Origin of the sequence: Pseudomonas sp. FSL L8-0168 (assembly GCF_037976155.1) — a bacterium.
Taxonomy (GTDB): Bacteria; Pseudomonadota; Gammaproteobacteria; order Pseudomonadales; family Pseudomonadaceae; genus Aquipseudomonas; species Aquipseudomonas paracarnis.
In genome coordinates this window covers 4,709,913-4,721,329 of the sequence record NZ_CP150262.1, presented here as the reverse complement: position 1 = coordinate 4,721,329, position 11,417 = coordinate 4,709,913, and the positions used below count along the sequence as shown (strand labels likewise).

At 58.8% G+C, this 11,417-nt stretch carries 12 protein-coding genes; 3 read left to right on the top strand and 9 right to left on the bottom strand.

Annotated features, from left to right (window positions below):
• Window positions 1–70: 70 nt before the first annotated feature.
• A complete protein-coding gene (rpsU, locus tag MHH62_RS21760) occupies window positions 71–286 on the bottom strand; it encodes a 30S ribosomal protein S21 (protein ID WP_002551877.1) in 216 nt (71 codons plus the stop codon).
• 203 nt (window positions 287–489) lie between these two features.
• Here rpsU and tsaD point away from each other — a divergent pair, with 203 nt between their 5' ends.
• Window positions 490–1,515 carry a tRNA (adenosine(37)-N6)-threonylcarbamoyltransferase complex transferase subunit TsaD gene (gene tsaD / locus MHH62_RS21755; RefSeq protein ID WP_003194748.1) on the top strand — a complete coding sequence of 342 codons (1,026 nt, stop codon included), beginning with the start codon at window positions 490–492 and terminating at the stop codon, window positions 1,513–1,515.
• 31 nt (window positions 1,516–1,546) lie between these two features.
• Here the strand turns inward: tsaD and plsY are convergent, their stop codons facing one another.
• Window positions 1,547–2,116, bottom strand: a complete 570-nt coding sequence (plsY, locus tag MHH62_RS21750) for a glycerol-3-phosphate 1-O-acyltransferase PlsY (RefSeq protein ID WP_014720187.1) — start codon at window positions 2,114–2,116, stop codon at window positions 1,547–1,549.
• Window positions 2,117–2,190: 74 nt separating this feature from the next.
• On the opposite strand from plsY, the gene folB reads away from it, so the two are divergent.
• Complete coding sequence (gene folB, locus MHH62_RS21745; protein ID WP_014720186.1) at window positions 2,191–2,544, top strand: dihydroneopterin aldolase; 354 nt, start codon at window positions 2,191–2,193, stop codon at window positions 2,542–2,544.
• On the top strand, window positions 2,535–3,053 hold the full coding sequence (gene folK / locus MHH62_RS21740; protein ID WP_339231877.1) for a 2-amino-4-hydroxy-6-hydroxymethyldihydropteridine diphosphokinase: 519 nt from the start codon (window positions 2,535–2,537) through the stop codon (window positions 3,051–3,053). Before folB ends, folK begins: the two co-directional genes overlap by 10 nt.
• A gap of 118 nt (window positions 3,054–3,171) precedes the next feature.
• Here folK and MHH62_RS21735 read toward each other — a convergent pair whose 3' ends face one another.
• From MHH62_RS21735 to apaG, 7 genes are all read right to left on the bottom strand, one after another.
• Window positions 3,172–4,401, bottom strand: coding sequence for a multifunctional CCA addition/repair protein (locus MHH62_RS21735; protein WP_198833711.1), 1,230 nt, complete (start codon window positions 4,399–4,401; stop codon window positions 3,172–3,174).
• Window positions 4,402–4,464: 63 nt separating this feature from the next.
• Window positions 4,465–6,030: a SpoVR family protein gene (locus tag MHH62_RS21730; RefSeq protein ID WP_003194736.1), complete on the bottom strand. Its 1,566-nt coding sequence runs from the start codon at window positions 6,028–6,030 to the stop codon at window positions 4,465–4,467.
• Window positions 6,027–7,298, bottom strand: coding sequence for a YeaH/YhbH family protein (locus MHH62_RS21725; protein ID WP_003194735.1), 1,272 nt, complete (start codon window positions 7,296–7,298; stop codon window positions 6,027–6,029). Before MHH62_RS21725 ends, MHH62_RS21730 begins: the two co-directional genes overlap by 4 nt.
• Before the next feature lie 113 nt (window positions 7,299–7,411).
• Window positions 7,412–9,334, bottom strand: a complete 1,923-nt coding sequence (locus MHH62_RS21720) for a PrkA family serine protein kinase (protein WP_003194732.1) — start codon at window positions 9,332–9,334, stop codon at window positions 7,412–7,414.
• A 285-nt stretch (window positions 9,335–9,619) separates the two neighbouring features.
• Entirely contained in the window at window positions 9,620–9,949 is a 330-nt protein-coding gene (glpE, locus tag MHH62_RS21715; RefSeq protein ID WP_014720183.1) for a thiosulfate sulfurtransferase GlpE, read from the bottom strand.
• Window positions 9,950–9,958: 9 nt separating this feature from the next.
• The gene (locus MHH62_RS21710; protein ID WP_020302175.1) at window positions 9,959–10,810 is read right to left on the bottom strand and encodes a symmetrical bis(5'-nucleosyl)-tetraphosphatase; all 852 of its coding nucleotides are present in this window, start codon (window positions 10,808–10,810) and stop codon (window positions 9,959–9,961) included.
• The gene (gene apaG, locus MHH62_RS21705) at window positions 10,810–11,190 is read right to left on the bottom strand and encodes a Co2+/Mg2+ efflux protein ApaG (protein WP_003194726.1); all 381 of its coding nucleotides are present in this window, start codon (window positions 11,188–11,190) and stop codon (window positions 10,810–10,812) included. The genes MHH62_RS21710 and apaG overlap by 1 nt, the downstream gene beginning before the upstream one ends.
• Window positions 11,191–11,417 lie beyond the last annotated feature (227 nt).

Sequence of the window (11,417 nt, the reverse complement as noted above, 5' to 3'; positions counted from 1 at the left end):
GATATCCGCAAATGCCAACAGCCCGGCTGAGGGCCGGGCTTGGCAGAAGCTTGCTACGAACGTCTGTGTATTAGTACAGACGAACGGCGCGGCGCTGTTCGCGCTGAACTTTCTTAGCGTGACGCTTAACAGCGGCTGCTGCTTTGCGCTTACGCTCAGAAGTTGGCTTCTCATAAAATTCGCGGCTACGAACTTCAGCCAGAACACCGGCTTTTTCGCAGGAGCGCTTGAAACGACGCAGAGCTACGTCGAAGGGTTCGTTCTCTTTTACTTTGACGGCTGGCATCCAGAGCTACCTTCTTTCATTACCGGGAATCAACGTTCTCGTCGCAAAAAATTCGCGGCTGAGGTCGTCGGTTTTTAAGGGTTGCGGATGTTAACCCCTCATTGCCCGGAATGCAAAGCCTCTGATCGAAAACCGCTAGTCGGGAGGGGGAGTGGCGACTATTATGCGCGCCTTCGAATTCAGCCTCTACAAGGCGCAAACCCATGCTAGTACTGGGACTTGAAACCTCCTGCGACGAAACCGGAGTCGCACTATACGACAGTGAACGCGGGCTTTTGGCCGATGCACTGTTCAGTCAGATCGACCTGCATCGCGCCTATGGCGGCGTGGTGCCGGAGCTTGCCAGCCGCGATCACGTCAAGCGCATGCTGCCATTGATCCGCCAGGTGCTGGATGAGGCCGGTTGTGTGGCAACCGAGATCGATGCCATTGCCTATACGGCAGGGCCCGGATTGGTCGGAGCCCTGCTGGTTGGGGCCTCTTGCGCCCAGGCGCTGGCCTTTGCCTGGGGTATTCCTGCTCTTGGTGTGCACCATATGGAAGGCCACTTATTGGCGCCCATGCTGGAAAAAACACCGCCGGAGTTCCCGTTCGTCGCTTTGTTGGTTTCGGGCGGGCATACGCAGCTGGTTCAGGTGGATGGGATCGGTCAATACACACTGTTGGGCGAGTCGCTGGACGATGCCGCCGGTGAAGCGTTCGACAAAACCGCGAAGATGATGGGGCTTAATTATCCGGGGGGGCCGGAAATCGCCCGCCTTGCCGAAAACGGCGTTGCCGGTCGCTACACCTTCCCGCGCCCGATGTGTGATCGTCCTGGCTTGATGTTCAGTTTCAGCGGTTTGAAAACCTCTGCCTTGAACACCTGGCAGCAGAGCGTCAGCGCCGGGGACGACGGCCAGCAAGCCCGTTGCGACATCGCGCTGGCGTTCCAGCAGGCTGTGGTGGAGACTTTGACCATCAAGTGCAAGCGCGCCCTGAAACAGGCGGGCATGAAGCGGCTGGTGATCGCAGGCGGCGTCAGCGCCAACAAGGCGTTGCGCAGTTCCCTGGAAAAAATGCTCGGCGACATGAATGGCAACGTGTTTTACGCACGCCCTGAGTTCTGCACTGACAACGGCGCGATGATTGCCTACGCCGGTTGCCAGCGCTTGCAGGCCGGGCAGCACGAAAGTCTGGCGATCAGCGTGCAGGCGCGCTGGCCGATGGAGCAATTGCCGCCGTTGTAAGGTTCAAGGGCACCGGGTCCAGGCGGGGTATTTAAAAATGCCGTTCGCGCCCGGCAAACAGGTCGCGTAGATTGCCGCGGTGGCGCCAGACGATCAGCAGTGTCAGCACGCTCATCGGTAGCAGCGCTTCTGGTTCCTGCCAGGCCAGCAGCGGCAGGGTCAGCGGCGTGGCAATCAGCGCGGCCAGCGAGCTGGTGCGGGTCAGGTAGAACGTCAGCAGCCAGGCGAGCATGGCCAGTAACGCCGCAGGGGGGTAAATGCCCAGCAGCATGCCGGCCGCCGTGGCGACGCCCTTGCCGCCGCGAAAGCGGAAGTACAACGGGAACAGGTGGCCCAGGACGGCACACAGGCCCACCCAGGCTTGCTGTTGCAAGCTAAGGCCGACGAGGCTGGCGATGAGCACGGGCAGCAGGCCCTTGCAGACGTCGCCCAGCAAGGTCAGGACGGCGAGTTTCTTGCCGGCCAGGCGCAACATATTGGTGGCGCCGGCATTGCCTGAGCCACTCATTCGCGGATCGGGATTTCCCGTCAAGCGGCTGAGCAAAATGGCGAAGGACAGCGAGCCGAGCAGGTAGGCGAAAATCGCCAGTGACCAAAACATGCTAACTATTCCGGGCGAGGACGCCCTGATTCTAACGGGGCATCGCGCCCTTGTCGTGCTGCGGAGAAAAGTGCTTGGACAGAGTGTTTATCGAAGGCCTGGAAGTCGACACCGTGATCGGGGCTTACGACTGGGAGCGCGGAATCCGGCAATGCCTGCGCCTGGACCTGAGCTTCGCCTGGGATAATCGCCCAGCTGCGGCAGGTGACGACCTGACCCTGGCACTGGATTACGCCAGGGTGTCTGCGCGTATCCAGGCCTTTGCCGAGCATTCCCAGTACCAACTGGTGGAAACCTTTGCCGAGCGTCTGGCCGAAGTGCTGATGAGTGAGTTCCAGATTCCCTGGCTGCACCTCAAGTTGACCAAGCCCGGCGCGGTACCGGCTGCCAAGGGCGTGGGCGTGGAGATCGAGCGCGGATGTCGTTGACTCAGGTTTACCTCGGGCTTGGCAGCAATATCGACCGCGAGGCTCGTCTATGCGCCGGCTTGGATGCGTTGGCGGGCTTCTTGACGGATATGCGCTGTTCGGCGGTGTTCGAAAGCCAGCCGGTGGGGATCAAAAGTGGGCCGTTTTTCAATCTGGTGGTGTCGGCTTATACCGACCTGCCGTTGATGGAACTCGATCGCCGGTTGAAATCCATCGAGGCCGACAACGGCCGCTACGCGCCCGACCGCAAAGGCCTGCCGCTGGATATCGATGTGTTGTTGTATGGCGATTGGGTGGGCAATTTCGATGGCTTGATCTTGCCGCGAGCCGAAACTCTGAAAAACGCCTTTGTGTTGTGGCCGCTGTCGATGATGGCGCCGGAGCGTCTGCACCCGGAGGCGGGCAAGACAATGGCCGAGTTGTGGCGAGACGCGCAAATTGATCAGGTATTGGCGCCTGTGGCGTTCGAGTGGCAGGGTCAGCCACTCACGCCACAAGCTCTTTTGTAGGAGCCGAGCTTGTTGTGGCGAGGGAGCTTGCTCCCGCTGGGCTGCGCAGCAGCCCCACTATCTTGGGAGCGCTTCGCACTCCAGCGGGAGCAAGCTCCCTCGCCACAACGGCCATCGCCTAGGGTGAGGGATTTTCCTTGTAGGCTTTGAGCGCCTTGAGCCGTTCGCGCTTGAGCGCCTCGCCCAGTTCGGGGCCTTTGAAACCCTTTTCTAGCAGCGGCGCGACCGGCACTTCGCGTGCCACCTTTGCCGCTCCGCGCAAATAATCGGCCTGTGGATAACTGCGTTGCTCAAAACCCTCGCGGCCACGAGCGTCCATTTCGCAGGCCGCCACGAACTCTTCAAAGCGTTGCGGCCGACGGTACACGTCGAAGCTTTGCAGCAACTCCAGCAATGTCGAGGCCTTGAGTTCAAGCGCGCGATGCCCGTGAGTATGATATTGCCCCACCAGCAAGGCCAACTCCTGGCAATCCCTCGGCACCTTGAAACGCTCGTTCACCGCTTTGATCAGCTTCAAGCCGCGATGTTCGTGGGCAATGTGCTGCGGCAATTTATCCACAGGCGTCAGGCCTTTGCCCAGGTCGTGCAGCAGGCAGGCCCAGCGCACGCTCAGCGGTTGCTTGTGCAGGGCTGCTTGCTGCAGCACGCTCAAGGTATGCACGCCGGTGTCTATTTCCGGGTGGTGAGCTGCGGGCTGCGGCACGCCGAACAGCGCATCCACCTCCGGCATCAAGGTTTTCAGTGCGTCGCAGTCACGCAGTACTTGGATAAATACCTGGGGTTGATCTTCCATCAGCGCCCGTGAGATTTCCTTCCAACTGCGCTCGGGGGTAAGGGCCTCCAACTCGCCGGACTCACTGAGTTGGCGCATTAATTCGAGGGTCTCAGGGGCGACTGTGAAGCCGAGAGGCGCATAGCGCGCGGCGAAACGCGCAACGCGTAGTACGCGGAGGGGATCTTCGGCGAACGCGGGAGAAACATGCCGTAAAAGACGCGCTTCAAGATCGCGTTGTCCCTGATAAGGATCAGTCAGGTTACCCTCGTCATCCTCCGCCATGGCATTGATGGTCAGGTCACGCCGGATCAGGTCTTCTTCCAGCGTAACGTCGGGGCTCGCATGGAATATAAAGCCACCGTAACCCCGGCCATTCTTGCGTTCGGTGCGAGCGAGGGCGTATTCGTCACCGTTTTTCGGATCGAGAAACACCGGAAAATCGGCGCCCACCGGTTTATAACCCTTGGCGAGCATCTCTTCAGCCGTCGCGCCAACGACGACGCGGTCTATATCGGTGACCTCGATGCCCAGAAGGCGATCACGCACGGCGCCGCCGACTTTGTAGATTTTCATGAAAAAGCCTCCATTAGCGGCACAGGATAACGCCTGAGCCTGGCCAATGGAGGCTTTGCTGTTTCAGAGATGCACGACGGCCATGTCCAGGCGGCCATAGTCGTTGTCGTTATGATCGCTGCGCGGTGGTACATGGTGGGTCTTCATCACTTGGTCGCCCTGCAGGGTTTCCAAATGAATATCAAAACCCCAGAGCCGATGCAGGTGCTTGAGCACTTCCTCAGTGGATTCGCCCAAGGGTTTGCGGTCGTGTTGCTGGTGACGCAGGGTCAGCGAACGGTCGCCACGCACATCAATGCTGTAGATCTGAACGTTAGGCTCGCGGTTACCCAGGTTGTATTGCGCGGCCAGGGTTTCGCGAATGATGCGGTAGCCGGGTTCGTCGTGGATGGCAGGCACCACCAGGTCATCCTTGAGGTCGTCGTCCAGGATGCTGAACAACTTGAGGTCGCGGATCACCTGAGGCGACAGGTACTGCAGGATAAAACTCTCATCCTTGAAGCTGCTCATGGCGAACTTGATGGTCGATAGCCAGTCGCTGCCGGCGATTTCCGGGAACCAGCGGCGGTCTTCCTCCGTGGGGTGCTCGCACATGCGGCGGATATCGCGGTACATGGCAAAACCCAGTGCATAGGGGTTGATGCCGTTGTAGTACGGGCTGTCGAAGCCTGGCTGGAAGACCACGCTCGTATGGGACGTGAGGAACTCCATCATGAAGCCGTCAGTGACCAGGCCTTCGTCGTACAGGTCGTTCATCAGGGTGTAATGCCAGAAGGTTGCCCAGCCTTCGTTCATTACTTGGGTTTGGCGCTGGGGATAAAAATATTGCGCGATCTTGCGCACGATACGCACGATTTCGCGCTGCCAGGGCTCCAGCAGCGGTGCGTGCTTTTCGAGGAAATACAGGATGTTTTCCTGCGGTTCGGCGGGGAAGCGGGCATTGTCCTTGTCGCTGTTCTTGTCGGCGCGCTTGGGGATGGTGCGCCACAGGTCGTTGATCTGTTTCTGCAGGTGCTCCTCGCGCTCCTTCTGGCGCAGGCGTTCCTCTTCGGCGGAAATAGGATAGGGACGCTTATAGCGATCGACCCCATAATTCATCAGCGCGTGGCAGGAGTCCAACAGGTCTTCCACCGCATCGATACCGTGGCGCTCCTCGCACTGCATGATGTATTGCTTGGCGAACACCAGGTAATCAATGATCGAACTGGCATCGGTCCAGGTGCGAAACAGGTAGTTGCCCTTGAAGAAACTGTTATGCCCATAGCAGGCATGGGCCACTACCAGCGCCTGCATGCAGATGGTGTTTTCTTCCATCAGGTACGCGATGCACGGGTCGGAGTTGATCACGATCTCGTAGGCCAGGCCCATCTGGCCGCGTGTGTAGGACTTCTCGGTACTGAGAAAGTGTTTCCCGTAGGACCAATGGTGATAGCCCAGGGGCATGCCCACCGAGGCATAGGCATCCATCATCTGTTCAGCGGTGATGACTTCTATCTGATTGGGATAGGTGTCCAAGGCATAACCCGCCGCGATACGGCTGATTTCCCGGTCATAGGCCTGGATCAGTTCGAAGGTCCACTCGGAACCGGTGGAAATGGGTTGGCGCTTGTTCTCTTTTTTGGCGGTCATGTCACTAACCTGCGCTGGAAGAGTTCACGGAAGACCGGGTAGATATCGCCGGCCGAGACCAGTTGCTGCTGGGCGAACGTGTCGGCAAAGGCTTCGCCGATGCGCTCGTATTCGAACCAGAGGGCCTGGTGCTCACGGGGGGTGATTTCGACGTAAGTGTAGTACTGCACGAACGGCATGATCTGGTTGATCAAAATGTCCCGGCAGATCGGCGAGTCGTCGTTCCAGTTGTCGCCGTCGGAGGCTTGGGCGGCGTAGATGTTCCACTCGTTGGCGGGGTAGCGCTCGGCCATGATCTCCTGCATCAGCTTCAGTGCGCTGGAAACAATGGTGCCGCCAGTTTCCCGCGAATAGAAAAACTCCTCTTCGTCCACCTCTCGCGCGCTGGTGTGATGGCGGATGAACACTACGTCAATCTTGTCGTAGTTCCGTTTCAGGAACAGGTACAGCAGGATAAAGAAGCGCTTGGCGATGTCCTTGGTGGCCTGGGTCATGGAGCCGGAAACGTCCATCAGGCAGAACATCACCGCCTTGGAGCTGGGGTTGGGTTGCTTGACCAGCAGGTTGTATTTCAAGTCAAAGGTATCGAGGAACGGCACGCGGTGGATGCGCGCGCTGAGTTTTTCGATTTCCGCCTCGATTTCCTGGATATCGCCGAAGTTATCCGGTTCTTCGCGCTTCAAGCGTGCCAACTCTTCCTTGGCCTGCTTGAGTTTGGCGCGGCTGCTGCCGGAGAGGGCGATACGCCGTGCGTGGGCTGAACGCAGGGTGCGGATGATGTTGATGCGCGACGGGTTGCCCTCGTTGCTGATCCCTGCACGTACGGTCTTGAAGGTATCGGTGCCGGTCAGGTTGCGTTTGACCAGGTTGGGCAGTTCGAGGTCTTCGAACATGAATTCGAGGAATTCTTCCTGAGTGATCTGGAATACGAATTCATCCATGCCTTCGCCAGAGTTGCCGGCTTTGCCCGGGCCTTTGCCGCCGCCACCGCCTTGTGGGCGCTGGATATGTTCGCCAGTGGTGAATTCCTTGTTACCCGGGTGCACCACGGTCTGTTTGCCGCCGCGGCCATGGTGAAGTACCGGTTCGTCGATGTCCCGTCCGGGAATGCTGATTTGTTCGCCATGCTCCATGTCGGTGATGGAACGGCGGCTGACGGCCTCTTCTACCGCCTTTTTGATGTGGTCACGGTAACGCCGCAGGAAACGCTGGCGGTTTACCGTGCTCTTGTTCTTGCCATTGAGGCGTCGGTCGATCACATAGCTCATGGGGAGCCCTCCGGGCAGCTTCACGTTACAAGCTTCAAGCCGCGGGCTGGAAGCTTAGAGACAAGCGGTCAACTGCCAGGCCGGATGCCTGGCAGTGCGCGCTTGCCGCTGCCTTACTGCGATTTGCGAACCCGCAGGTACCACTCGGAGAGCAGTCGTACCTGTTTGTCGGTGTAGCCTCGCTCGACCATGCGTGTGACGAAGTCGTTGTGTTTTTGCTGATCCTCCTTGCTGGCCTTGGCGTTGAAGCTGATGACGGGCAGCAGGTCCTCGGTGTTGGAGAACATTTTCTTCTCGATGACCACCCGCAACTTCTCGTAGCTGAGCCAAGTGGGGTTCTTGCCGTTGTTGTTGGCACGGGCGCGCAGTACGAAATTGACGATTTCGTTGCGGAAGTCCTTCGGATTGCTGATGCCGGCGGGTTTCTCGATTTTTTCCAATTCTTCGTTGAGGGCCACGCGATTGAGGATTTCGCCGGTTTCCGGGTCGCGGTATTCCTGATCCTGGATCCAGAAATCGGCGTACAGGACGTAGCGGTCGAAAATGTTCTGGCCGTATTCGCTGTAGGACTCCAGGTAAGCGGTCTGGATTTCCTTGCCGATGAACTCGATGTAGCGCGGCGCCAGGTATTCCTTGAGGAAGCGCAGGTAGCGCTCACGAGTTTCGGCCTGGAATTGCTCCTGTTCAATCTGTTGTTCCAGCACATAGAGCAAGTGCACCGGGTTGGCGGCAATCTCGTGGGGATCGAAGTTGAAGACCTTGGACAAGATCTTGAACGCAAAGCGCGTCGACAGACCGTTCATGCCCTCGTCCACACCGGCTGTATCACGGTATTCCTGGATCGACTTAGCCTTGGGATCGGTGTCCTTGAGGTTTTCGCCGTCGTAGACGCGCATCTTCGAATAGATATTGGAGTTCTCCGGCTCCTTGAGGCGCGACAGTACGGTGAACTGGGCAAGCATTTTCAGGGTGTCGGGGGCGCAATGGGCCTTGGCCAGGGAGCTGTTGAACAGCAGTTTGTCGTAAATCTTGATTTCGTCACTGACCCGCAGGCAGTACGGCACCTTGACGATATAGATCCGGTCGATGAAGGCTTCGTTGTTCTTGTTATTGCGGAAGGTATGCCATTCCGATTCGTTGGAGTGAGCCAGCAAGATCCCGGTAAATGGAATCGCCCCCAGGCCTTCGGTACTGTTGTAGTTACCTTCCTGGGTAGCGGTGAGCAGTGGGTGCAGCACCTTGATCGGTGCCTTGAACATCTCCACGAACTCCATCAGGCCCTGGTTGGCCCGGCACAATGCGCCCGAATAGCTGTAGGCATCGGCATCGTTCTGCGGAAACTCTTCCAGTTTTCGGATATCGACCTTGCCCACCAGTGCCGAAATGTCCTGATTGTTTTCATCGCCGGGTTCGGTCTTGGCCACGCCGATCTGGTTGAGGATCGACGGGTAGAGTTTCACCACCCGGAACTGGCTGATGTCACCGCCGAACTCGGCCAGGCGCTTGGTGGCCCAGGGCGACATGATGGTGTTGAGGTAGCGCCGCGGGATACCGAAGTCTTCCTCGAGGATCGCGCCATCTTCCGTGGCGTTGAACAGGCCCAGGGGCGACTCGAAGACGGGCGAGCCCTTGATCGCATAGAAGGGCACCTTCTCGATCAATTGCTTGAGCTTTTCCGCCAGGGACGATTTGCCGCCGCCGACCGGGCCGAGCAAATAGAGGATCTGCTTCTTCTCTTCCAGGCCTTGGGCGGCATGGCGGAAGTAGGAAACGATCTGGTCGATGCATTCTTCCATCCCATGGAAGTCTTCAAAGGCCGGATAGCGGCGGATCACCTTGTTGGAAAATATCCGCGACAGGCGCGAATTATTGGCGGTTTCCACCAGTTCTGGCTCGCCAATCGCCAATAGCAAGCGTTCGGCGGCAGAAGCGTAGGTGCTGCGGTCCTGTTTGCACAGCTCGAGATACTCCTGAAGCGTGAGTTCTTCCTGCTGTGTGGACGCGAAGCGTTGTTGGAAGTGGCTAAAGATACTCATGACGTCGTCACCTCGCTCGATACGTGGAGCCGACGCCGGATCAATCAGTCGATGCTGGCAGTCATTGACGCACGCCAATGGCTGTTTTCCCCCCAGAACACCCTGAAACGCTACCGATGACCCGTACGCCGGTGTACCGGCTCTCCCCTGATTCGGATGGCCTGCGCTTAAGGATAGTTCGGAATCCGGGAGGTCAAGGCGCGATGCGCAATTAGTTTAGCCGCGCCGTTCGTCAGAAACGGCGCAAGCCCAAGCGTCACGCGGGGTAGCGGGGTGTGAAAAAAATTATTGCGAATCGCCCGAGGAAATTTCCGCGGGATAGGTCGTACGCCACAGCTCAAACCCGCCGTCCAGGCTGTAGACGTCAGAGAAACCCTGGCTGATCAGATACGCGGCTGCACTCTGGCTGGAATTGCCGTGGTAGCAGGCGACGATCAGCGGTGCATCGAGGTCGGCGGCGCGGATGAAGTCGGCGATGTTGACGTTGTCCAAGTGCTGGGCGCCGGTGATGTGAGCGGCGGCATAAGTAGGCTGGTCGCGGATGTCGACGACTACGGCACCTTGCTCGCGCAGGGTCTGTGCTTCTTGGGGAGGGATACGTTTGAATTCGGTCATGGCGGGCTCCTATTGCTTGGCGGTGGCCGGCAGGGTAATGGAAAGGGGCGATTCGCACTGGCAGTCGAGGCGCTTGCCCGTGTCGATGTTCATCAGGGTCATGGCACCGCCCCACACGCAACCGGTGTCGAGGGCGAACACGCCGGGTTCATCGCACTTGCCTTCCAGCGCGGCCCAGTGGCCAAAGATGATCTTTGTGTCTCGGGTCTTGCGTTCCTTGTAGGCGAACCAGGGCTTGTAGCCGGGCAGGGCGGTGTCGGCGCCTTCCTTGCTTTTGAGGTCCAGTTTGCCTTCGGCCGTGCAGAAGCGCATCCGCGTGAAGTAGTTGGTGATGACTCGCAGGCGGGCCACGCCGGTGAGGTCGTTGTCCCACTTCACTGGGTCGTTGCCGTACATGCCGTCGAGGTAAGCGGTGTACAGGTTGTCATCACCCAATGCACTTTCAACTTCGGCGGCGCACTTGAGGGCTTTTTTCAGCGTCCACTGCGGCGGGATACCGGCATGCACCAAGGCCATGTTGCGATCCTCGTCGTAGTGCATGAGTTTTTGCCGGCGCAGCCAGTCGAGCAGTTGAGCGCGGTCTGGGGCTTCGAGAATTTCCCGCAGGGTGTCGCCTTTTTTGAGGCGCTCGATATTGTTGCCGGCCGCAAGCAGATGCAGGTCATGGTTGCCCAGCACGCATACCAAGGAATCACGCAGGCCATAGAGGTAGCGCAGGGTTTCCAGGGACTGTGGGCCCCGGTTAACCAAGTCTCCCACCAACCACAAGCGATCATTTGCCGGGTCGAAGGCTACGCGCTCCAGCAGGCGCTTGAGAGGGTCCAGGCAGCCTTGCAGGTCGCCGACCGCGTACGTTGCCATCAGTGCAGGGCTCCTGGCACAGCCAGGCGGAAGGGCTTGATGATTGCATCGAACAGTTGGCCGTCGGTGGCCTTCATTTGATACGAGCCTTGCATGGTGCCGACCTTGGAGGTCATTACCGTGCCGCTGCTATAAGTGTGGCTGGCGCCGCTGTCGATCAACGGTTGCTGGCCGACAACGCCTGCCCCGCGCACTTCCTCGACCTGGCCGTCGCCATCGGTGATGACCCAGTGGCGCGACAGCAGCTTGGCCGGCACCAGCCCGTTGTTCTTCACTGTAATGGTGTAGGCAAAGGCGAAGCGGTTATGTTCGGGTTGCGACTGGTCCGCCAGGAAGCGGGTGACGACGCTGACGTCTATCTGATAGCGAGGATCGGACATGCAAGAGGCCTTAAAAGCGAAGGACAGCAGATGCGGGTCAGTCTAGGCCAAGAGGTGGGCACTAGGCCAGACATGCTGTCTGGGCTCTTGAACTTGATGAAACGACTCTATCAACGTAACGCGGTTAAACCTGTGGGAGCGGGCTTGCTCGCGAATGCGGTGCGTCAGTCAACTGATCTATAACTGATCCACCGCATTCGCGAGCAAGCCCGCTCCCACATTGGAGG